The following is a 22489-nucleotide window of genomic DNA, read 5'->3' as shown; positions in this document are numbered from 1 at the left end:
AACCACAACGACCTTCACTTCACGGAGAGCACACCCATGACTGTCACGCAGGAACAGGCCACCTGGTTCGCCGATGCCTTCGGCAAGCTCGTCGGCAACGTCGAGCAGGCCATCCTCGGCAAGGAGCACGTCATCAAGCTCGTCGTCACGGCCATGCTCTCGGAGGGCCACGTGCTCCTCGAGGACTACCCGGGCACCGGCAAGACCGTGCTCGCGAAGGCCCTCGCGAACACGCTCGACGGCACGAGCTCGCGCATCCAGTTCACGCCGGACCTCCTGCCGTCCGACGTCACGGGTGTGACCATCTACGACCAGGGCAAGGGCGTCTTCGAGTTCCACAAGGGACCGATCTTCGCCTCGATCGTGCTCGCGGACGAGATCAACCGCGCCTCGCCGAAGACGCAGTCGGCGCTCCTCGAGGTGATGGAGGAGGGCATCGTCACGATCGACGGCACGAGCTACGAGGCCGGCAAACCGTTCATGGTCATCGCGACGCAGAACCCGATCGAGCAGGCCGGGACGTACAAGCTGCCCGAGGCGCAGCTCGACCGGTTCCTCATCAAGACGACGCTCGGCTACCCCGACCGCCAGACCTCGGTGAACCTGCTGCTCGACGCCTCCAACCGGGCCCGCGCGACGAAGGTGCAGCCGATCATCGGCTCCGACGCCGTCATCACGATGGCGCAGCTCGCGACCGAGGTGCACGTCGACGGCAGCATCCTCGAGTACGTCGCGGACGTCGTGGCGGCCACGCGGGACGACCAGGACGTCGCCCTCGGCGTCAGCATGCGCGGTGCCCTCGCGCTCGTGCGCGCCGTCAAGACGTGGGCCATCTCGCAGGGGCGCACCTACGTCACCCCCGACGACGTCAACGACCTCGCGCAGGCCGTCCTCGCGCACCGCATCATCATCGACCCCGAGTCCGACTTCGCCGGCGTGACCGCGCAGGACGTCGTGGCCCGGGTCCTCGTCAGCATCGCTCCGCCGGCGTACCGCGCAGCATGAGCGAGACCCTCGAGCAGCGCGCCGCCGCCGCGCCGGACGGATCCGACCCGGTCCGCACGGCGACGGTCGGCGCGCCTGCCGAGACGAGCCCGGACGGCCCCGACGCGCACGACGACGGTGGGCCGGTCCCGGCCCGACGGCCGAACCCGGTCCGCGGCCTCGTCGACGGCGTGGGCGCCGTCGTCGTGCCCTGGGTCAGGGTCGCCTGGACGGCGGCGCAGCCTGTGCTCGCCGTGGTCAGCGGCCTCGGCTGGGTCGTGCTGGCGATCGGCGTCATCGCGACCGTCGCAGGCTTCATCCTGGGGTGGGCGGAACTCGTCTTCCTCGGCTTCGTGCCGCTGGCCGCGTTGCTCGCCTCCGTCGCCTACCTCTTCGGACGGTCGACCTTCCGCATCTCCATCCACTTGAACCCCAGCCGGGTCACCGTCGGGGAGCGCGCGATCGGGCAGGTCCTCATCGCCAACCCCGGCAACCGTGCCACGACGCCCACGCGCCTCGAGGTCCCCGTGGGCTACGGCCTGGCGGAGTTCGCGATCCCGGCCATCCCGAAGGACGGCGAGCACGAGGAGTTGTTCGCCGTACCGACGAACCGGCGAGCCGTGATCCCCGCCGGGCCCGCTGTCTCGGTCCGCGGCGACCAGCTCGGTCTGTTGCGTCGCGAGGTGCGTTGGACGGAGCCGGTCGAGCTCTTCGTGCATCCCGAGACCACGCGCCTCCACCCGACGGCCGCCGGTCTCATCCGCGACCTCGAGGGCCTCGTCACGAAGACCATCACCAACAACGACATCTCCTTCCACGCCCTCCGCGGATACGTCGCCGGCGACGACCGCCGTTACATCCACTGGAAGTCGTCCGCGAAGACCGGCCAGCTCATGGTCCGGCAGTTCGAGGAGACGCGGCGGTCGCAGCTCACCATGGTGATGACGACCGACTCCCGCTACTACGCCGAGGACGAGGACGAGTTCGAGTTGGCGGTGTCGCTCACCGCGTCCATCGCCACCCAGGTGATCCTCGACCAGGTGCCGATCAGCGTCGTGACCGATCGACTCGCGCTCCGGACCCACACGGTCACGTCCTTCCTCGACGACAGCTGCCGGCTGCAGCTCGCCGAGGGCACCTTCGACACCCCGCGCACCTTCGCCCGGGAGACCACGAAGCGCCTGCCGGCACCGAGCGTCGTCATCATCGTCGCCGGTTCGCGACTCGAGGCACAGGAGTACCGGGGGATCCAGCGTCTCTTCGGTCCCGACGTCAACGTGTTCGGCATCCGCGTCGAGCGCGGCGCTCGAGCCAGCATCAAGGACGTCGCCGGGATGAACGTCATGACCGTCGGGGCGCTGAGCGACCTCGCCAAGGTCATGTCGAGGGCCCTGTGAGCGGGGTCGACGAGCGCACGACGGTGCGCCCCGGGCGCGTTCCCGGCTCGGCGGCGGACGTCGACGTCCAGGGCATCGTTCCGACCTTCACCGCGCCCTGGCCGTTGCCCGGCCGTTCCTGGATCGACCTCGCGGTCGTCTTCGTCCTCGCGGCCCTCGGTCTGCTCGGCTTCGGAGCGGCGCTCAGTGGCACCGGGTTCCTCCTCGCGGGCCTCGGAGGCCTCGCGCTCGGCATGGCGGTGGGCGTCGCCTCCCACGCCCTCCGGCTGAACGCCCTCCTGACCGGCCTCTCGACCGTCCTCGTCTTCTACGTCTTCGGCAGTGCCCTGGCGATGCCGTCCGTGGCGACGTTCGCGGTCCTCCCGAACCTGCGGACCCTGGGCGGGATCAGCATCGGCGCGGTGTTCGGGTGGAAGGACTTCGTCACTCTGCAGACCCCGCTGAGCGCGCCCGCGTACATCATGACCCTGCCCTACGTCGCAGGGCTGCTCGTCGGCGTCGTCTCCGCCGTGCTCGCCGTCCGCTGGCTGCCGCGCCGTCCGCAGGTCGCCGTGCGCTGCGCGATCGTGCTCGTCGGCCCGACCGTGCTCTACGCCCTCGGCGTCCTCCTCGGCACGCAGACGCCCTTCCTGGCGGCCGTCCGCGGGATCGCGTTCGCGCTCATCGCCCTCCTCTGGCTCGGCTGGCGGCCGGGTGCCGGTCGTGGCGAGAACGCGGCAGCGTCGACCACCGCCGTCCTCCGTCGCAAGAAGATCATCGGCACGGCGGTCCTCGCCGCGGTCGCGGTCGTCGTCGGCGGCGGTGCGGCCGTCGTCGCCTCGCCTCCCACGGACTCACGGTTCGTCCTCCGCGAGGTCGTCACCCCGCCGTTCGACCCCCTGGAGTACCCGAGCCCGCTCGCCGGGTTCCGCGAGTACACGAAGGACCTCGCCGAGACGAAGCTCTTCACCGCGACCGGCCTCGAGCCGGGGGATCGGATCCGTCTGGCGGCCATGGACAGCTACGACGGCCGTCTGTGGACCGTCTCCGGGCCCTCCACGGCGACCGACGGTTCCGGTGCCTTCGAGCTCGTCGGCGACCACCTCCCCGCACCCCAGCTCATGACACCGGGGAGCAACCGACGGGTGTCAATCGACATCACCGGTTACGACGACATCTGGGTGCCCAGCGTCGGGTACCCGAGCGCGCTCACCCTCGACGGCAAGGCGGCGGAGCGATCCGAGGACATCCGCTACAACGCCGAGAGTGGCGCGGCCGTCATCACCTCGGGCATCGGCACGGGTGACGACTACGAGGAGCGGACCACCACGCAGGCGGTCCCGAGCGACACGGCCCTCGCGACGACGCCGACCGCAGCGGTCGAGCTGCCGCCCGTCACGAACATCCCGGACATCGTGGTCGCGAAGGCCTCGGAGTTCGTCGGCGCCGAGACGACCCCCATGGCCCAGTTGCGGCGGATCGAACAGACCCTCCGCACCACCGGGTTCCTCAGCCACGGGCTCGCCTCGGACAGCTCTCCGTCGCGCGCCGGCCACGGTGCCGACCGGATGTCGGAGCTCTTCACCCGCACACCGATGGTTGGTGACGAGGAGCAGTACGCCTCAGCGTTCGCCCTCATGGCCCGATCGCTCGGCTACCCCGCGCGGGTCGTCATGGGCTTCGCGCCGGAGGTGACGGAGGGCCAGGGTTCTGTGCAGGTCGTCGGGGACGACGTGACGGCGTGGGTCGAGGTGCCTTTCGAGGGCTACGGCTGGGTCGCGTTCTCGCCGACCCCCGATGAGACCGAGATCCCGCAGGACCAGGACCCGAAGCCGAAGACCGAGCCGCAGCCGCAGGTGCGTCAGCCGCCGCGCAGCGACAACCTCGACGACAGCCTCCTCACCGAGGCCTCGATCGACGACGGCGACGACAAGGACAAGAACGACGGACTCGTGATCCCGGAATGGGTGTGGTGGCTCGCGCTGATCGTGGGTGTCCCGGTGTCGCTGTACGTCATCCCGCTCCTCGCCATCTCGGGTGCGAAGCGTCGGCGGACGAAGCGTCGCCGCGCGGGCGGTGGTGACCGCAGTGCGGCCGGTGCGTGGGACGAGCTGATCGACCGCTACGCCGAGCTCGGGTACTCGGTGCCTGCGGCCGCGACGCGGTCGACCACGGCGTCCGTGCTCGGAGCCCAGGAACCGGAGGGCGCGACCACGCTCACCGCGCTCGCGGGGACGACCGACGACGTCGTCTTCTCCGGTCGTGACGTGGACGACACGACGGCCGACGAGCTGTGGCAGCGGTCGGAGGCCGAGGCGTCACGGGCGCAGGGAGCGCTCGGCTGGTTCGCCCGCCAGCGGAGCCGGTTCCGCTACCGCGCGAAACGCGGTCTCGTGAGTCGGCTGCAGCCGTCCGGTTCGCTCGCCCGTCGAGCGGCACGCGACCAGCGCGCCACCGGAAGTCGCTGAGGTCGTTGCGGCCACCGAGGCACTACCCTCGGTGAGTATGGAGCGCTCGCTCGAGACCAGTGTGAGCCAGGCCGTCGACGCCTGGCTCCGGTGGTTGCCGCGCTGGCACCCCGCCGCACACCGTGGACGCACCCGGATCTGCCGCCGGTGCATCGGATCCCCGATCCTCCGCGCAGCAGGCCTCGTCGACGACGTGCCGCACCAGGTGCAGCACGGCCTCGCCACCCGGATGAAGGCCCTCGTCGACCACGCGGTGGCGGAGTACACCGAGCGGAACCTCCCCGTCCTCCGTGCCGAACTCCGCGCTGCCGACCTGCGCGAGGCGCAGCGCTCCTACCGTCCGGGGGAGGGGCTCGACCCGGAGTTCGACGGCCTGCAGCTCGACCCCGACCCGGATCCCGAGCAGCCCTACCTCTTCACCCTCGCGGAGCTCGGCGAGTCCCAGGCGAGGACCGTTCCACCACCCCCGCCGTTGTCCGACGACGCGAAGGAGGCGCTGCGCACCGAGATCGCCCTCGCCGACCAGTGCGCGAACGAGACCGGGCGCCGCATCTGCGAACTCCTCGTCGGGCACCGGCTCGCCATCCACGACGCCGTCGAACGGTACGTCGAACCGCAGGTCGCCGCACTCCTCGACGACCTCGCGCTCGAGCTCGATTCCCCCACCTCGCCCTGGTAGTCGTCGGGGCTCACCCGGACGCAGGAGGGGAGATCTCCCCATCGTGCTGTCCGACACCCGTCACTATACTTTCGAGCACTTGTCATCAGCACGATCCATGCTCATTGGGGGCGCAACACCATGACCGATCCCGGAGATCAGAACCCGCAGCAGCCCCAGTGGCAGCGACCGCCCGCCCAGCCCGACCCGCAGCAGGGATGGCAGGGCAACGGCCCGCAGCAGTCGGGTTCGGGCCAGCAGCAGGCGGGCCAGTACGGACAGCAGTCGCCGTACGGACAGTCGCCGACCCAGCCGTCCGGGCAGTACGGGCAGCAGTCCGGCCAGTACGGTGAGCAGTCGTCCGGCCAGCACAGCCAGCAGACGGGCCAGTACGGCCAGCAGTCCGACCAGTACGGCCAGCAGACCGGTCAGTACGGTCAGACGGCGCAGTACGGCCAGCAGCCGACCGAGCAGTTCGGTCAGCAGGGCACCGGTCAGTACGGCCAGCAGCCCACGGGACAGTACGGTCAGCAGCCCACCGAGCAGTACGGTCAGGCGCCCTACGCGCAGGGCGCCGGCGGGTATGGCGGCGGCCAGCAGCCGCCGAAGAAGAAGCTCTCGAAGAAGGGGCTCACCGGCATCATCGCCGGCGGCAGCGCCCTCCTCCTCATCATCGTGGGTGGCGTCGTCGGTGTCACCGTCGGCAACGCGCTCCACGCCCCGCAGGTGACGGTCGAGAGCTACCTCGACGCCCTCAAGTCGGGTGACGCCGAACAGGCGCTCAAGCTCTCCGGCACCGAGGTGTCGGCGGCCGACGTGCTCCTGACGGACGACGCGTACAAGGCCGCGTCCGGCAAGGTCTCCGGCTACACGATCGGGAAGACCACGACCAACGGGAACACCGCGACCGTCCAAGCCCGCCTCACCCAGGGTGGCGAGAGCGTCGACCAGGAGTTCACGCTCACCAAGGTCGGCAAGGACGCCGTGCTCTTCGACAAGTGGAAGCTCGAGGCTCCGGAACTCAGCACGGTCCAGGTCGACGTGGTCGCCCCTGAGGACGCGGTGGCGACGGTCGGCGGTGTCGACCTCACCGACGTCGAGCCGATCGCCGAGGGGTCGTACCAGCTGCGTGCACTCCCCGGCACCTACGACGTCGCCCTCAGCGAGAGCGACTGGTACACCGCCGAGGCGACCACCACGACGGCCGTGGGCTTCGGTCAGGCCGCGGAACCCGCGACGCTCGCCGTCGCCCTCACCGACGCCGGGACGACCGCCGTCGAGGAGGCCGTCAACGCGTACATCGACGGCTGCGGCGCCGCGACGGAGCTCGCCCCCGAGGGGTGCCCCTTCGAGATCCGCAACGACACCGGCTTCACGCCGTCCGGCGTGACCTGGAAGTTCGACACGCGCCCGACCTTCACGGTCGGCGAGTTCTCGGGCGGCGGCTGGGCCGTCGACTCCGAGACCGTCGGGCGCATGTCGATGACGTGCACGCTGACCGACCCGGCCACCGGCCAGACCGGCCCGGGCTACAGCATCAACCCGGTCGACTTCATCGTCGGCGGCACGGTCGAGGGCTTCACCGACGAGGGCGCGACGTTCGTCCCCTTCCCCTAGACCGACAGCTGTACGACCCCTGGGAGCACTGCTCCCGGGGGTCGTCGTCGTTTGACCACAGGCCCTCCGCGGGCTAGTCTTGGTTGGGTGTGCGCGCTGTCGTGCGCTCTCGTGCTGTCCACGTTCTCCGGAGCCTGGCTCGGGGGAGCGGACAGCAGTCTTGCACCATCGGGTTGATCCCCGCCGGGCTGGTCCCGGTTGCAGATCGCCCCCACGGCATACCCACCACTTCAGTGATGCGCACTCGCGCGTCACCGGTGGGTCCATACGACCTCGTGGTCCGGGAGACCGGTCCACGAATGCTGCAGTACCACTGTCACCGTGCAGTCATCATCAAGGAGCAAGTAGTGCCAACCATTCAGCAGTTGGTTCGGAAGGGCCGCAGCCCCAAGGTCGTCAAGACCAAGGCGCCCGCCCTGAAGAGCAACCCCCAGCAGGCCGGCGTGTGCACCCGCGTGTACACCACCACCCCGAAGAAGCCGAACTCGGCGATGCGCAAGGTCGCCCGCGTGAAGCTGCGCAACGGCACCGAGGTCACCGCGTACATCCCCGGTGAGGGCCACAACCTCCAGGAGCACTCGCTGGTCCTGGTCCGTGGTGGTCGTGTGAAGGACCTCCCGGGTGTCCGTTACAAGATCGTCCGTGGCGCCCTCGACACGCAGGCCGTCAAGAACCGCAAGCAGGCTCGCAGCCGCTACGGCGCGAAGATGGAGAAGAAGTAATGCCTCGCAAGGGTCCAGCTCCGAAGCGTCCCGTCGTCGCCGATCCCGTCTACGGCGCCCCCATCGTCAGCCAGCTCGTCAACAAGATCCTGCTGGACGGCAAGAAGGGCCTCGCTGAGCGCATCGTCTACGACGCACTCGAAGGCGTCACCGCCAAGAACCAGGGCGACGCCGTCGTCACGCTCAAGAAGGCGCTCGACAACGTCCGCCCGACCCTCGAGGTGCGTTCGCGCCGCGTCGGTGGTTCCACCTACCAGGTGCCGGTCGAGGTCAAGCCTCACCGCGCCAACACCCTCGCCCTGCGCTGGCTCGTGAGCTACGCGAAGGGCCGCCGTGAGAAGACGATGACCGAGCGTCTCCAGAACGAGATCCTCGACGCATCGAACGGTCTCGGTGCAGCCGTCAAGCGTCGTGAAGACACGCACAAGATGGCCGAGTCGAACAAGGCGTTCGCGCACTACCGCTGGTAGTCGCCGCCCGATGCGAGGGCGGACGATCCGTCCGCCCTCGCACACCTGAGTGAATCAGCTCACCCCTACCTATCCCCGGAGGACCCCGTGGCACAAGACGTGCTCACCGACCTGAACAAGGTCCGCAACATCGGCATCATGGCCCACATCGATGCCGGCAAGACCACCACCACCGAGCGCATCCTGTTCTACACGGGCGTCAACCACAAGATCGGCGAGACCCACGACGGTGCGTCGACGATGGACTGGATGGCGCAGGAGCAGGAGCGCGGCATCACCATCACGTCCGCCGCGACGACCTGCTTCTGGAACAAGAACCAGATCAACATCATCGACACCCCCGGCCACGTCGACTTCACGGTCGAGGTCGAGCGTTCGCTCCGCGTCCTCGACGGCGCGGTCGCGGTGTTCGACGGCAAGGAGGGCGTCGAGCCCCAGTCCGAGACCGTCTGGCGTCAGGCCGACAAGTACGACGTCCCGCGCATCTGCTTCGTCAACAAGATGGACAAGCTCGGCGCCGACTTCTACTTCACCGTCGACACGATCATCAGCCGTCTCGGCGCGAAGCCGCTGGTCATCCAGCTGCCGATCGGTGCCGAGTCCAACTTCGAGGGCGTCGTCGACCTCGTCGAGATGCGTGCGCTGACCTGGCGCGGAGACGCCAAGGGTGACGTCGAGATGGGCGCCAAGTACGCCATCGAGGAGATCCCGGAAGACCTCAAGGAGAAGGCGGCCGAGTACCGCACCGCGCTCCTCGAGGCCGTCGCCGAGACCGACGACGCACTCATGGAGAAGTACTTCGGTGGCGAAGAGCTGACCGTCGCGGAGATCAAGGCCGCGATCCGTCACCTCACCATCACGAGCACCATGTACCCGGTCCTCTGCGGCTCCGCGTTCAAGAACCGCGGCGTCCAGCCGATGCTCGATGCGGTCATCGACTACCTCCCCTCCCCGCTCGACGTCCCGGCCATCGAGGCCCACGACGCGCGCGACGAGGAGAAGGTCGTGGAGCGTCACCCCGACTCGACCGAGCCCTTCACCGCGCTCGCGTTCAAGGTCGCGGTGCACCCGTTCTTCGGTCGCCTGACCTACGTCCGCGTCTACTCGGGTCGTCTCGACTCCGGTGCGCAGATCATCAACTCGACCAAGGGCAAGAAGGAGCGCATCGGGAAGATCTTCCAGATGCACGCCAACAAGGAGAACCCGGTCGACTTCGTCACCGCCGGTCACATCTACGCGGTCATCGGCCTGAAGGACACCACCACCGGTGACACCCTGTCCGACCCGCAGCACCAGGTCGTCCTCGAGTCGATGAGCTTCCCGGAGCCCGTCATCGAGGTCGCGATCGAGCCGAAGACCAAGGCCGACCAGGAGAAGCTGGGCACCGCGATCCAGAAGCTGGCCGAAGAGGACCCGACGTTCCGCACCGAGCAGAACACCGAGACCGGCCAGACGGTCATCAAGGGCATGGGCGAGCTCCACCTCGACATCCTCGTCGACCGCATGAAGCGCGAGTTCAACGTCGAGGCCAACGTCGGCAAGCCGCAGGTCGCGTACCGCGAGACCATCAAGCGCAAGGTCGAGAAGTACGGCTACACGCACAAGAAGCAGACCGGTGGTTCGGGTCAGTTCGCGAAGATCCAGTTCGATCTGGAGCCGATGGACGTCACTCCGGAGACGACCTACGAGTTCGTGAACGCCGTGACCGGTGGTCGCATCCCGCGCGAGTACATCCCGTCGATCGACGCCGGTTTCCAGGACGCCCTGCAGGTCGGTGGCCTCGCCGGCTACCCGGTCGTGGGTGTCAAGGCGATCATCACCGATGGTGCGGCGCACGACGTCGACTCCTCGGAGATGGCGTTCAAGATCGCCGGCTCGATGGGTCTCAAGGAGGCCTACTCGCGTGCCAACCCCGTCCTCCTCGAGCCGCTCATGGCGGTCGAGGTGCGTACTCCCGAGGAGTACATGGGCGACGTCATCGGAGACCTCAACTCGCGCCGTGGACAGATCCAGTCCATGGACGACGCCACCGGCGTCAAGGTCATCCGTGCCAACGTGCCGCTCTCCGAGATGTTCGGCTACATCGGCGACCTCCGGTCGAAGACCTCCGGTCGTGCCGTGTACTCGATGACGTTCGAGAGCTACGCGGAGGTCCCGAAGGCTGTCGCCGACGAGATCATCCAGAAGAACAAGGGCGAGTAGTCACTCACTCTCTCTTCACCGCGGTCCGGCCGGGTGTGCGAACACCCGGGCGGATCGCGTAACATGAATACACATCCCTGCAGTGCGTCGGGCATCGAATGGTGCCCGGCGTCCCGCACAACGTCCTGAGGAGGACTCACAGTGGCAAAGGCCAAGTTCGAGCGGACCAAGCCGCACGTCAACATCGGTACGATCGGTCACGTCGACCACGGCAAGACCACGCTCACCGCGGCGATCTCGAAGGTCCTGGCGGACAAGTTCCCGTCCGCGACCAACGTGCAGCGCGACTTCGCGTCGATCGACTCCGCGCCGGAAGAGCGTCAGCGTGGTATCACGATCAACATCTCGCACGTCGAGTACGAGACCCCGAAGCGCCACTACGCGCACGTCGACGCCCCCGGTCACGCCGACTACATCAAGAACATGATCACCGGTGCTGCGCAGATGGACGGCGCGATCCTGGTCGTCGCCGCCACTGACGGCCCGATGGCTCAGACGCGTGAGCACGTGCTGCTCGCCAAGCAGGTCGGCGTGCCCTACCTGCTCGTCGCGCTGAACAAGTCCGACATGGTCGACGACGAGGAGATCCTGGAGCTCGTCGAGCTCGAGGTCTCCGAGCTCCTCGCCTCGCAGGGCTTCGCTGAGGACGCACCGGTCGTCCGTGTCTCGGGCCTCAAGGCGCTCGAGGGCGACGAGAAGTGGGTGCAGAGCATCCTCGACCTCATGGACGCCGTGGACGCCAACGTCCCCGACCCCGTGCGCGACAAGGACAAGCCCTTCCTCATGCCGATCGAGGACGTCTTCACGATCACCGGTCGTGGAACCGTCGTCACGGGCCGCGCCGAGCGTGGCACGCTCGCGATCAACTCCGAGGTCGAGATCGTCGGCATCCGCCCGACGCAGAAGACGATCGTCACGGGTATCGAGATGTTCCACAAGCAGCTCGACGAGGCATGGGCCGGCGAGAACTGTGGTCTCCTGCTCCGTGGCACGAAGCGTGAAGACGTCGAGCGCGGCCAGGTCGTCGTGAAGCCGGGTTCGGTCACGCCGCACACGAACTTCGAGGGCACCGCGTACATCCTGTCCAAGGATGAGGGTGGGCGTCACAACCCGTTCTACGCGAACTACCGTCCGCAGTTCTACTTCCGCACCACCGACGTCACCGGCGTCATCACGCTGCCCGAGGGCACCGAGATGGTCATGCCCGGCGACACCACCGACATGACCGTTGAGCTGATCCAGCCCATCGCCATGGAGGTCGGCCTCGGTTACGCCATCCGTGAGGGTGGCCGCACCGTCGGCGCCGGCACCGTCACCAAGGTGCTCGCGTAAGCATCCGCTGACGCGAACCCCTGATCGACCTCAGGGTCGACACGGTTCCACACGAAGGGCCCGGAGCATTTCGCTCCGGGCCCTTCGTCGTTCCTGCTGTCGGCGATCAGCGCCCCGGAGTTTCATATGTAAAATATCGGTCGACCCATTCTGTATCGAGCCGCCCGAGGTGACCGTGTCCCGTTCGTCCATCCGTCCGCGTCGTCTGTCGCGCCCACGTGTCCTGATCCCGGGCGTCTTCGTCCTGTCCATCCTGCTCGGCATCGTCGGAGCCACCGTGTCGGCGGCGGTGGAGGCCATGTCCGTCCGGGACGATCTCGCTTCGGTCCTGCCTGAGATCGAGGCGATCCGAGCGGGCGTCGATGGCGTCGGCACCGACGCGATCGATCCCGACGGCGTGCAGCGTGCCGGCGATGCGGTCGAGCGGGCCCTGGCGTCGACGCAGCGGCCTGACTGGTGGCTCGCGGAACGCGTGCCCGTCTCCGGGGCCAACTTCGAGGCGGTGCGCACGGCCGTCGAGGCGGCGCACGTCGTCGTCGACGAGGTCGTCGAGCCGGTCCTCGGCCTGTCCCTCGACGGACTGGCGGTCGACGGACGACTGGACGCGGCGCGGGTGGGGAGCATCGCCCGCACCTCGGCGCGTGCGCTGGAGCGGCTCGAGGAGCAGGTGGCGCGCCTCGACCGCCTCGACCACTCGGTGCTCCTCCCGCAGGTGGCGTCGGCGCTGGTCGGGCTCGACGGTCCGCTGCGCGAGGCGTCACCGCTCGCTGCCCGGCTCGCACCGGTGCTTCGCGCGCTGCCCGGGTTCCTGGGGGAGGACGGGCCGCGAGACGTGGTCGTCCTGTTCCAGAACTCGGCGGAGAGCCGAGCCCTCGGGGGCATCGCGGGAGCTTCGGTGCTCGTGCACATCGAGGATGGGGTGCTCAGCGTGACGAGGACCCTCGGCGGCGCGGACTTCGTGTCGCACGCCGATCCGGTGGTGCCCCTCCCGGCCGATGCCGACGCGCTCTACCGGACCGAGGGATACGCTACCGCGGGCACCTCCATCCATGAGGTGACGGCGAGGCCGGACTTCCCCTACGGTGCGCAGGCGGCCTCGAGGCTGTGGCAGGAGAGTCAGGGCGTCACGCCCGATCTGGTGCTCGCCGTCGACCCGGTCGCGTTGTCCCACCTGTTGCGAGCGACCGGCCCCGTGGTCCTTGCCGACGGTACGGAGCTGTCGAGCGACACGGCGGTCGACGAACTCCTGAACGGCGTCTACCGGGATCATCCCGGTCTCAGCGACGAGGCGAACCGGGCGCAGGACGCCACCTTCACCGCCGTCGTCCAGGCGCTCACCTCGCAGCTGCAGGCGGGGTCCATGTCGGTCCCCCGGGCGATCGGCGGCTGGGTGCAGGCGGTCGACGAGCGGCGTCTGCTCGCCTGGAGTCCCGACCGCGTCGAGGAACGGGCGTTGGTGCTCGCCGGGGTCGGCGGCGGCTTGCCCGAGCGTTCGTCCCGTTCGGTGCCGTTCGGGCTGTACCTCTCGGACGCGGTCGGCTCCAAGCTCGAGTACTACCTCCGACAGCAGGTCCGTGTCCGTGCGGGCTCGTGCGACGTCGATGGGACGCGCACAGTGATGGTCGCGTCGGAACTCTCGAACACGATCGACACGGAGTCGGAGCTCGACACGGAGGCGTTCGACTACATCGCGGGGTTCCACGAGCGTGAGGGGCTCCCTCGTGGTTGGATGCGCCTGCGGGTCATGGCCTACGCGCCCGACGGTGCCGACATCCGCTCGCTTCGCGTGGACGGCACCGAGGTCCCGTACACGGCCGGATCGGACGACGGACGCCCGGTGGCCTACATGGTGGTGACGATCGCGCCGGGCTCGACGGTGACGCTCGACGTCGATGCGGACGTGTCCGGTGCGACGGTCGACGCCGTGCGGTTCCTGGGCACTCCGGGGGTGCGTCCGGTCGAGGTCGACAACGCCGTCGAGCCCTGCTGAGCAGCGGCGCCTCGGTGCTCGGACCGCCCGAGACTGGGCGGATCCTGACCATCCGACGCCCGCGACACGCCCGGGTTGCACGCATGGTGGATCCGTGGCAAACTAGTCCAGTTCAGTACTTCGGACGAGCGTGCCTGTGCGCGCTCCGGCGGATCACTGCCAGGTAGTGCATAGGAGCTCCCAGACGCGGCAACGCGACAGGGATCGAGCCTAGGCCGCGGGTAGCAGAACACCAATCACTTCATCGCAATCCAGGTCGTAGCAGTGCTACGCCCAGCGCCGACCACGAGTCGGGGTGGAACCCGGTGGATGACCACGAGGGTCGCAAGACACGAGTGGTCGTTGACAGCAGAACAGTGGTGCGACACCAGTAGTGCCAATGGCGTGGAGCAACCGAACGTTGCAAAGCGCACGATATGCGTCCAATACGGAGCGATCCGCATGACGCGAGACAGAGAGTGAGTCACACATGGCGGGACAGAAGATCCGCATCCGACTGAAGTCGTATGACCATGAGGTCATCGATACTTCGGCGCGCAAGATCGTCGACACGGTCACCCGTGCAGGCGCAACCGTCGTCGGCCCGGTGCCGCTTCCGACGGAGAAGAACGTGGTCTGCGTGATCCGTTCGCCGCACAAGTACAAGGACAGCCGGGAGCACTTCGAAATGCGCACCCACAAGCGTCTGATCGACATCATCGACCCGACCCCGAAGGCCGTCGACTCGCTCATGCGTCTCGACCTGCCGGCGGACGTCAACATCGAGATCAAGCTCTGAGCTCGGTAGAGACGGAAGGAAGACATGTCTAACACGAAGACCAGCAAGGGTCTGCTCGGCACCAAGCTCGGCATGACCCAGGTGTGGGACGAGAACAACAAGCTCGTCCCCGTCACCGTCATCGAGATCACGCCCAACGTGGTCACGCAGGTTCGCACCCCCGAGGTCGACGGCTACGACGCCGTGCAGATCGCGTACGGCCAGATCGATCCCCGCAAGGTCAGCAAGCCTGACGCGGGTCACTTCGACAAGGCCGGCGTGACGCCGCGTCGCCACCTCACCGAGGTCCGCACCGCCGACGCATCCGAGTACTCGCTCGGCCAGGAGCTCACCGTCGACGGTGTCTTCGAGGCCGGCCAGAAGGTCGACGTCGTCGGCACTTCGAAGGGTAAGGGTTTCGCCGGTGTCATGAAGCGTCACAACTTCAAGGGCATGGGCGCATCTCACGGTGCTCACCGCAACCACCGCAAGCCGGGCTCCATCGGCGCCTCCTCGACCCCGAGCCGTGTCTTCAAGGGCATGCGCATGGCCGGTCGTATGGGTGGCGAGCGCGTCACCGTGCTGAACCTCCGGGTTCACGCCATCGACGCCGAGAAGGGCCTGCTGCTCGTCAAGGGTGCCGTTCCCGGCGCTCGTGGCCGTATCGTATTCGTCCGCACCGCAGTGAAGGGAGCGTAGTTCCATGGCTATCGCTACTCTCGACGTGCTCGACACCAAGCTCAAGAAGGCCGGCACCGTCGACCTTCCTGCCGAGGTGTTCGACGTTCAGACCAACATCCCGCTCATCCACCAGGTGGTCGTCGCGCAGCTCGCTGCCGCCCGCCAGGGGACGCACAAGACCAAGCGCCGCGGCGAAGTGTCCGGTGCCGGCCGCAAGCCGTTCAAGCAGAAGGGTACGGGTAACGCTCGTCAGGGCTCCATCCGTGCACCTCAGATGACCGGCGGTGGCATCGTCCACGGTCCAGTGCCCCGCAACTACGCACAGCGCACCCCCAAGAAGATGATCGCCGCGGCTCTCCTCGGCGCCCTCTCCGACCGCGCACGCGGCAGCCGCCTGCACGTCGTCGACTCCCTCTCGATCGGTGAGAAGCCGTCGACGAAGGCCGTGTCCGAGTACCTGACGAACGTCGCTTCCTCGAAGCACGTCCTGATCGTCCTCCAGCGCGACGACGAGCTCAGCCTCCGCAGCGTCCGCAACCTGCAGAACGTGCACGTGCTGTCGTACGACCAGCTGAACGCATACGACGTGCTCGTCTCCGACGACATCGTCTTCACCAAGGCCGCCTTCGAGGCATTCGTCGCCAGCAAGACCGGCAACACGGCCGCAACCGAGGAGGTCTCGGCATGACCGCGATCAACAAGGACCCCCGCGACGTCATCTTCGCGCCGGTCGTCTCCGAGAAGAGCTACAGCCTGATCGACGAGGGCAAGTACACCTTCCTCGTCGACCCGCGCTCGAACAAGACCGAGATCAAGCTCGCCATCGAGAAGATCTTCGGTGTCGAGGTCGCTTCGATCAACACCCTCACCCGTCAGGGCAAGACCCGTCGCACCAAGTTCGGCACCGGCAAGCGCAAGGACACCAAGCGCGCCATCGTGTCGCTCAAGTCGGGTTCCATCGACATCTTCACGGCTGTTGGCTAAGACGGCCGGGAACGAAGAGGAATAAGAAATGGCTATTCGTAAGTACAAGCCCACGACTCCTGGTCGTCGCGGTTCGTCTGTCGCGGACTTCGCGGAGATCACCCGCACCACGCCGGAGAAGTCGCTGCTTCGTCCGTTGTCGAAGTCCGGTGGTCGCAACAACCAGGGCCGCATCACGACGCGTCACATCGGTGGTGGCCACAAGCGCCAGTACCGTCTGATCGACTTCCGTCGCAACGACAAGGACGGCGTCAACGCCAAGGTCGCTCACATCGAGTACGACCCCAACCGCACCGCGCGTATCGCGCTGCTCCACTTCGTGGACGGCACCAAGCGCTACATCCTGGCTCCGAACAAGCTCAGCCAGGGCGACGTGGTCGAGTCGGGTGCCGGCGCGGACATCAAGCCCGGCAACAACCTGCCGCTGAAGAACATCCCCACCGGTACGGTCATCCACGCGATCGAGCTCCGTCCCGGCGGCGGCGCGAAGATGGCCCGCTCCGCGGGTGCATCGGTGCGTCTCGTCGCGAAGGACGGCCCGTACGCGCAGCTCCGTCTGCCGTCCGGTGAGATCCGCAACGTCGACCTGCGCTGCCGCGCCACCATCGGTGAGGTCGGCAACGCCGAGCAGTCGAACATCAACTGGGGTAAGGCCGGCCGTAAGCGCTGGCTGGGCGTCCGCCCGACCGTCCGTGGTGTCGCGATGAACCCGATCGACCACCCGCACGGTGGTGGTGAGGGCAAGACCTCCGGTGGACGTCACCCGGTCAGCCCGTGGGGCCAGAAGGAAGGCCGCACGCGCCACCCCAACAAGGAAAGCGACAAGCTCATCGTTCGTCGTCGTACCGCCGGCAAGAAGCGTAAGTAGGAGTAAGAGAAGATGCCACGCAGTCTCAAGAAGGGCCCCTTCGTCGACGACCACCTGCTCCGCAAGGTCGTCACGGCGAACGAGGCCAACAACAAGAACGTGATCAAGACCTGGTCGCGTCGATCGATGATCATCCCGGCGATGCTGGGTCACACCATCGCCGTCCACGACGGTCGCAAGCACATCCCGGTGTTCGTCACCGAGACGATGGTCGGGCACAAGCTCGGCGAGTTCGCGCCCACCCGCACCTTCCGTGGACACGTGAAGGACGACAAGAAGGGCCGTCGCCGCTAACGCGGTGACGTGAAGGAGGAAGAGAAATGGTGGAGTCGATCGCCCGCGTGCGACACATCCGCGTCACCCCCCAGAAGGCCCGTCGTGTCGTCGCGCTCATCCGTGGCAAGCAGGCTCAGGAGGCCTTGGCCATCCTGAAGTTCGCACCACAGAGCGCCAGCGAGCCCATCTACAAGCTCGTTGCCTCGGCCATCGCGAACGCTCGCGTCACGGCCGACAAGGACAACGTGTTCCTTGACGAGCAGGACCTGTACATCGCGAAGGCGTACGTCGACGAGGGTGCAACCCTCAAGCGTTTCCGTCCCCGCGCACAGGGCCGCGCGTTCCGCATCCTCAAGCGCACCAGCCACATCACCGTCGAGCTCTCGACGCCTGATGAGACTGCCGGCGCTGCCAAGGCCAAGAAGGTGAGCAAGTAATGGGTCAGAAAGTCAATCCATACGGCTTCCGTCTGGGAATCACGACCGACCACGTGTCGCGTTGGTTCTCCGACAGCACGAAGAAGGGTCAGCGTTACAGCGACTTCGTCGCGGAAGACGTCAAGATCCGCCGTCTGCTGGCGACCTCGCTCGACCGCGCTGGTGTCAGCCGCATCGAGATCGAGCGCACCCGTGACCGCGTCCGCGTCGACATCCACACCGCCCGTCCGGGCATCGTGATCGGTCGCCGTGGCGCCGAGGCCGAGCGCATCCGCGCCGACCTCGAGAAGCTCACGAAGAAGCAGATCCAGCTGAACATCCTCGAGGTCAAGAACCCCGAGGCCGACGCTCAGCTCGTCGCGCAGGGCATCGCCGAGCAGCTCTCCGCACGTGTGGCATTCCGCCGCGCGATGCGTAAGGGCCTGCAGGGCGCTCAGCGCACGTCCACCGTCAAGGGTGTCCGCATCCAGGTGTCCGGCCGCCTCGGCGGCGCCGAGATGAGCCGTTCCGAGTTCTACCGCGAAGGCCGTGTGCCGCTGCACACCCTCCGCGCGAACATCGACTACGGCTTCTACGAGGCGAAGACCACGTTCGGCCGTATCGGCGTGAAGGTCTGGATCTACAAGGGCGACATCACCAACAAGGAGCTTGCTCGCGAGCAGGCCAACCAGAAGTCGACGCGTCCGGAACGTCGCGACGGTGGCGACCGCCCCCGTCGGAACGCCGGTCCGAGCAGCGCCCCCAAGGCAGCTGCCGAGGCGCCCGCCGCCGCAGGAGTTGAGGCATAACCATGTTGATCCCACGCAAAGTCAAGCACCGGAAGCAGCACCACCCCGGCCGTTCCGGCCAGGCGACCGGTGGCACCAAGGTGTCGTTCGGTGAGTTCGGTATCCAGGCCCTGACGCCCGCTTACGTGACCAACCGTCAGATCGAGTCCGCTCGTATCGCCATGACGCGTCACATCAAGCGTGGCGGAAAGGTGTGGATCAACATCTACCCCGACCGTCCGCTGACCAAGAAGCCCGCCGAAACCCGCATGGGTTCCGGTAAGGGTTCGCCCGAGTGGTGGGTCGCGAACGTCAAGCCGGGTCGTGTGCTGTTCGAGGTCGCCGGAGTCGATGAGACCCTGGCCCGCGAGGCGCTGACCCGTGCAATCCACAAGCTGCCCCTCAAGGCACGCATCATCAAGCGCGAGGAGGGCGACGCATAATGGCGATCGGATCCAAGGAGCTCACCCCCGTCGAGCTCGACACCTTTGAAGACCAGCGCCTCATCGAGGAGCTCCGCAAGGCCAAGGAAGAGCTGTTCAACCTGCGCTTCCAGTCGGCCACGGGGCAGCTCGAGAACCACGGCCGCCTGCGCGCCGTGAAGCGCGACATCGCTCGCATCTACACGGTCATCCGTGAGCGCGAGCTCGGCATCCGGGCCACGCCGACCGTCGAGGTCGTCGAGGCCAAGGCCGAGAAGAAGACCAAGAAGGCCAAGGCCGCACCGAAGTCCGAGGACACCGCTGCAGCCGACGCCGAGACCACGAAGGAGGCCTAGACATGGCTACCGCTACTGACAAGGCCCCCGAGGGTCACGAGTCGGCCGAGCACGACGTCAAGGACGCCGCTGCTCGTGGCTACCGCAAGACCCGCCGTGGTCTGGTGACCAGCGACAAGATGGAGAAGACCATCGTCGTCGAGGTCGAGGACCGCGTGAAGCACCCGCTCTACGGCAAGGTCATCCGCCGCACCTCCAAGGTCAAGGCTCACGACGAGGCGAACTCCGCCGGCATCGGCGACCTCGTCCTGATCAGCGAGACCCGCCCCACCAGCGCCACCAAGCGCTGGCGTCTGGTCGAGATTCTCGAGAAGGCCAAGTAGGCCTCGCGGCTTACTGAGAGGAAAGCGAACAATGCTTCAGCAAGAATCACGAGTCAAGGTCGCCGACAACACCGGCGCCAAGGAGCTCCTGACCATTCGCGTGCTCGGTGGCTCCGGCCGCCGCTACGCGGGCCTCGGTGACACCATCGTCGCGACCGTCAAGGACGCGATCCCCGGTGGCAACGTCAAGAAGGGCGACGTCGTCAAGGCGGTCATCGTCCGCACCCGCAAGCAGACCCGTCGTTCCGACGGTTCGTACATCAAGTTCGACGAGAACGCCGCTGTCATCCTGAAGGCTGACGGGGACCCCCGTGGTACCCGCATCTTCGGACCGGTCGGTCGCGAGCTTCGTGACAAGAAGTTCATGAAGATCGTCTCGTTGGCGCCGGAGGTTATCTAAGTCATGGCAAAGATCAAGAAGGGCGACCTGGTTCAGGTCGTCTCCGGCCCGAAGCAGGACCGCGGTGGTTACCGCGGCAAGCAGGGTCGCGTCATCGAGGTCCTGGCGGACAAGAACCGGGTGATCGTGGAGGGCGTCAACTACGTCACGAAGCACTCCCGTGTCGGCCAGACCCAGCGTGGAACGAAGACCGGCGGCATCGAGACCGTCGAGGCTTCGATCCACATCTCCAACGTCGCGCTCGTCGACCCGGAGACCAAGGGCCCGACCAAGGTCGGCCACCGCAACGAGGAAGTCACGAAGGACGGCGTCACCAAGACGGTCCGCGTTCGTTACGCCAAGAAGTCAGGTAAGGACCTGTAATGACCGACACAGAAGTGGCGACTGGCAAAATCCAGCCCCGTCTCAAGCAGAAGTACCGCGCTGAGATCCTTCCGCAGCTGCAGAAGGACTTCGGCTTCACGAACGTGCACCAGGTGCCCGGACTCGTGAAGGTCGTCGTCAACACCGGTGTGGGCGAGGCCGCTCGCGACAGCAAGGTCATCGACGGCGCTGTTTCGGACCTCACCAAGATCACCGGCCAGAAGCCGCAGGTCACCAAGGCACGCAAGTCCATCGCGCAGTTCAAGCTGCGCGAGGGTCAGCCCATCGGCGCTCACGTCACGCTTCGTGGCGACCGCGCGTGGGAGTTCCTCGACCGCCTGCTGAGCCTCGCTCTTCCGCGTATCCGCGACTTCCGCGGTCTCTCGGACAAGCAGTTCGACGGCAACGGCAACTACACCTTCGGTCTCCAGGAGCAGTCCATGTTCCACGAGATCGACCAGGACAAGATCGATCGTGTCCGCGGCTTCGACATCACCGTCGTGACCACGGCCAAGAACGACGACGAGGGTCGCGCGCTGCTCAAGGCGCTCGGCTTCCCGTTCAAGGCGGCTGAGTCCAAGTAGGCTGAGCTTCTGCCCGGTCCTCGGTGTATGTCGAGGACCGGGCTTCCGCCCGTTCGGGGCACTCCTGCCCAGAACGGTTCAACCACCACAGGTCGGCACCCTTGCACAGGATGTCGAAACCTGGTGAACAAAGGAAACACTCGATATGACCATGACAGATCCGGTCGCAGACATGCTGACCAGACTGCGCAATGCGAACTCGGCGCACCACGACACCGTGTCGATGCCGCACTCCAAGCTCAAGGTGAACATCGCCGAGATCCTCAAGTCCGAGGGCTACATCTCCGGCTGGGAGGTCGCTGACGCGGCCGTCGGACAGACGCTCTCACTGAGCCTCAAGTTCGGCCCGAACCGCGAGCGCTCCATCGCCGGCATCAAGCGCGTCTCGAAGCCCGGCCTCCGCGTCTACGCGAAGTCGAACGAGATCCCCAAGGTCCTCGGCGGCCTCGGCGTCGTCATCCTGTCCACCTCCAGCGGCCTCCTCACGGACCGCCAGGCCGAGAAGAAGGGCGTGGGTGGGGAAGTCCTCGCCTACGTGTGGTAGCCAGTCATGTCTCGTATTGGAAGACTCCCCATCGACATCCCGGCAGGCGTCACCATCGACGTCGCCGGTCAGAACGTCACCGTCAAGGGCCCGAAGGGTGAGCTCCAGCTCACCGTCGCGAGCCCCATCGAGGTCAAGCTCGAAGACGCACAGCTGCTCGTCACGCGTCCCGACGACGAGCGCAACTCGCGCTCGCTCCACGGCCTGACCCGCACGCTCATCGCGAACCAGATCATCGGCGTCACCCAGGGCTACACCAAGGGCCTCGAGGTCGTCGGTACCGGTTACCGCGTCGCTCAGAAGGGCAGCGCCGTCGAGTTCGCGCTCGGCTTCTCGCACCCCGTCACCGTCGAGCCGCCGGTCGGCATCACGCTGACCGTCGAGGGCAACAACAAGCTCACGGTCGCCGGTATCGACAAGCAGGCCGTCGGCGAGGTCGCCGCCAACATCCGTAAGATCCGCAAGCCCGAGCCGTACAAGGGCAAGGGTGTGCGCTACGCCGGCGAGATCGTGCGTCGCAAGGCCGGAAAGGCTGGTAAGTAACCATGGCTCGTCCAACGAAGACTGCCGCACGTGGCCGTCGCCACACGCGTCTGCGCAAGAAGGTCGAGGGCACCGCGGTCCGTCCGCGCCTCGTCGTCAACCGTTCAGCCCGTCACGTGTTCGTGCAGGTTGTCGATGACACGAAGGGTCACACCCTCGTCTCTGCCTCGACCATGGAGGACACCCTCCGGACGTTCGACGGCGACAAGACCGCCAAGTCGCGCAAGGTCGGCGAACTCATCGCCGAGCGTGCCAAGGCAGCCGGCATCGACGATGTCGTATTTGACCGTGGAGGCAACCGCTACGCAGGTCGCGTGGCAGCAATTGCCGATGGTGCTCGAGAGGGCGGATTGAACCTGTGAGCG

Annotated in this window: 27 protein-coding genes; all 27 read left to right on the top strand. The window is 67.0% G+C overall.

Features of this window, described 5'->3' with window-relative positions; genetic code table 11:
• Positions 1-36 precede the first annotated feature (36 nt).
• The 27 genes from BIU99_RS03580 to rplR all read left to right on the top strand — a co-directional run bounded on the left by BIU99_RS03580 (position 37) and on the right by rplR (position 22486).
• Positions 37-1005, top strand: coding sequence for a MoxR family ATPase (locus tag BIU99_RS03580; protein ID WP_064296711.1), 969 nt, complete (start codon positions 37-39; stop codon positions 1003-1005).
• On the top strand, positions 1002-2381 hold the full coding sequence (locus tag BIU99_RS03575) for a DUF58 domain-containing protein (protein WP_079001703.1): 1380 nt from the start codon (positions 1002-1004) through the stop codon (positions 2379-2381). Before BIU99_RS03580 ends, BIU99_RS03575 begins: the two co-directional genes overlap by 4 nt.
• Entirely contained in the window at positions 2378-4828 is a 2451-nt protein-coding gene (locus BIU99_RS03570) for a transglutaminase-like domain-containing protein (protein WP_071259519.1), read from the top strand. The genes BIU99_RS03575 and BIU99_RS03570 overlap by 4 nt, the downstream gene beginning before the upstream one ends.
• Positions 4829-4865: 37 nt before the next feature.
• Positions 4866-5507, top strand: coding sequence for a hypothetical protein (locus BIU99_RS03565; RefSeq protein ID WP_064296709.1), 642 nt, complete (start codon positions 4866-4868; stop codon positions 5505-5507).
• Positions 5508-5627: 120 nt separating this feature from the next.
• A complete protein-coding gene (locus BIU99_RS03560; RefSeq protein WP_071259517.1) occupies positions 5628-7103 on the top strand; it encodes a hypothetical protein in 1476 nt (491 codons plus the stop codon).
• Positions 7104-7450: 347 nt separating this feature from the next.
• A complete protein-coding gene (gene rpsL, locus BIU99_RS03555; RefSeq protein ID WP_056008169.1) occupies positions 7451-7825 on the top strand; it encodes a 30S ribosomal protein S12 in 375 nt (124 codons plus the stop codon).
• Positions 7825-8295: a 30S ribosomal protein S7 gene (gene rpsG / locus BIU99_RS03550; RefSeq protein WP_064296707.1), complete on the top strand. Its 471-nt coding sequence runs from the start codon at positions 7825-7827 to the stop codon at positions 8293-8295. Before rpsL ends, rpsG begins: the two co-directional genes overlap by 1 nt.
• Positions 8296-8382: 87 nt before the next feature.
• The gene (fusA, locus tag BIU99_RS03545) at positions 8383-10497 is read left to right on the top strand and encodes an elongation factor G (protein WP_064296706.1); all 2115 of its coding nucleotides are present in this window, start codon (positions 8383-8385) and stop codon (positions 10495-10497) included.
• A 141-nt stretch (positions 10498-10638) separates the two neighbouring features.
• Complete coding sequence (tuf, locus tag BIU99_RS03540; RefSeq protein ID WP_064296705.1) at positions 10639-11829, top strand: elongation factor Tu; 1191 nt, start codon at positions 10639-10641, stop codon at positions 11827-11829.
• A 175-nt stretch (positions 11830-12004) separates the two neighbouring features.
• Entirely contained in the window at positions 12005-13819 is a 1815-nt protein-coding gene (locus tag BIU99_RS03535; RefSeq protein ID WP_175484346.1) for a DUF4012 domain-containing protein, read from the top strand.
• 469 nt (positions 13820-14288) lie between these two features.
• Entirely contained in the window at positions 14289-14597 is a 309-nt protein-coding gene (gene rpsJ, locus BIU99_RS03530; RefSeq protein ID WP_005050520.1) for a 30S ribosomal protein S10, read from the top strand.
• Positions 14598-14621: 24 nt separating this feature from the next.
• Positions 14622-15275, top strand: coding sequence for a 50S ribosomal protein L3 (gene rplC, locus BIU99_RS03525; protein ID WP_071259511.1), 654 nt, complete (start codon positions 14622-14624; stop codon positions 15273-15275).
• A 4-nt stretch (positions 15276-15279) separates the two neighbouring features.
• Complete coding sequence (gene rplD, locus BIU99_RS03520; RefSeq protein ID WP_064296702.1) at positions 15280-15945, top strand: 50S ribosomal protein L4; 666 nt, start codon at positions 15280-15282, stop codon at positions 15943-15945.
• Positions 15942-16241 (top strand): 50S ribosomal protein L23, encoded by a 300-nt coding sequence (rplW, locus tag BIU99_RS03515; RefSeq protein ID WP_056008147.1) that lies wholly within the window; start codon positions 15942-15944, stop codon positions 16239-16241. The genes rplD and rplW overlap by 4 nt, the downstream gene beginning before the upstream one ends.
• A 28-nt stretch (positions 16242-16269) precedes the next feature.
• Positions 16270-17109, top strand: a complete 840-nt coding sequence (rplB, locus tag BIU99_RS03510) for a 50S ribosomal protein L2 (protein ID WP_071259508.1) — start codon at positions 16270-16272, stop codon at positions 17107-17109.
• A 12-nt stretch (positions 17110-17121) separates the two neighbouring features.
• Entirely contained in the window at positions 17122-17403 is a 282-nt protein-coding gene (gene rpsS / locus BIU99_RS03505) for a 30S ribosomal protein S19 (RefSeq protein WP_064296700.1), read from the top strand.
• Positions 17404-17429: 26 nt separating this feature from the next.
• Positions 17430-17822, top strand: coding sequence for a 50S ribosomal protein L22 (gene rplV, locus BIU99_RS03500; RefSeq protein ID WP_056008137.1), 393 nt, complete (start codon positions 17430-17432; stop codon positions 17820-17822).
• Positions 17822-18610: a 30S ribosomal protein S3 gene (gene rpsC, locus BIU99_RS03495; RefSeq protein WP_064296699.1), complete on the top strand. Its 789-nt coding sequence runs from the start codon at positions 17822-17824 to the stop codon at positions 18608-18610. Before rplV ends, rpsC begins: the two co-directional genes overlap by 1 nt.
• 2 nt (positions 18611-18612) lie before the next feature.
• Positions 18613-19032: a 50S ribosomal protein L16 gene (gene rplP, locus BIU99_RS03490; protein ID WP_064296698.1), complete on the top strand. Its 420-nt coding sequence runs from the start codon at positions 18613-18615 to the stop codon at positions 19030-19032.
• Entirely contained in the window at positions 19032-19367 is a 336-nt protein-coding gene (gene rpmC / locus BIU99_RS03485) for a 50S ribosomal protein L29 (RefSeq protein ID WP_064296697.1), read from the top strand. Before rplP ends, rpmC begins: the two co-directional genes overlap by 1 nt.
• Positions 19368-19369: 2 nt before the next feature.
• Positions 19370-19690 carry a 30S ribosomal protein S17 gene (gene rpsQ / locus BIU99_RS03480; RefSeq protein WP_056008125.1) on the top strand — a complete coding sequence of 107 codons (321 nt, stop codon included), beginning with the start codon at positions 19370-19372 and terminating at the stop codon, positions 19688-19690.
• 31 nt (positions 19691-19721) lie between these two features.
• Positions 19722-20090 carry a 50S ribosomal protein L14 gene (rplN, locus tag BIU99_RS03475; protein ID WP_064296696.1) on the top strand — a complete coding sequence of 123 codons (369 nt, stop codon included), beginning with the start codon at positions 19722-19724 and terminating at the stop codon, positions 20088-20090.
• A 3-nt stretch (positions 20091-20093) separates the two neighbouring features.
• On the top strand, positions 20094-20453 hold the full coding sequence (rplX, locus tag BIU99_RS03470; RefSeq protein WP_056008121.1) for a 50S ribosomal protein L24: 360 nt from the start codon (positions 20094-20096) through the stop codon (positions 20451-20453).
• Entirely contained in the window at positions 20453-21037 is a 585-nt protein-coding gene (gene rplE / locus BIU99_RS03465) for a 50S ribosomal protein L5 (RefSeq protein ID WP_056008119.1), read from the top strand. The genes rplX and rplE overlap by 1 nt, the downstream gene beginning before the upstream one ends.
• 145 nt (positions 21038-21182) lie before the next feature.
• Positions 21183-21581: a 30S ribosomal protein S8 gene (gene rpsH / locus BIU99_RS03460; RefSeq protein WP_064296695.1), complete on the top strand. Its 399-nt coding sequence runs from the start codon at positions 21183-21185 to the stop codon at positions 21579-21581.
• 6 nt (positions 21582-21587) lie between these two features.
• Positions 21588-22124: a 50S ribosomal protein L6 gene (gene rplF / locus BIU99_RS03455; protein ID WP_064296694.1), complete on the top strand. Its 537-nt coding sequence runs from the start codon at positions 21588-21590 to the stop codon at positions 22122-22124.
• A gap of 2 nt (positions 22125-22126) precedes the next feature.
• Positions 22127-22486 (top strand): 50S ribosomal protein L18, encoded by a 360-nt coding sequence (gene rplR, locus BIU99_RS03450; protein ID WP_064296693.1) that lies wholly within the window; start codon positions 22127-22129, stop codon positions 22484-22486.
• Positions 22487-22489: the final 3 nt, after the last annotated feature.

The organism is Plantibacter sp. MMLR14_011, from assembly GCF_001865025.1.
GTDB lineage: Bacteria > Actinomycetota > Actinomycetes > Actinomycetales > Microbacteriaceae > Plantibacter > Plantibacter flavus_A.
This window is presented reverse-complemented; position numbering and strand designations above follow the sequence as displayed.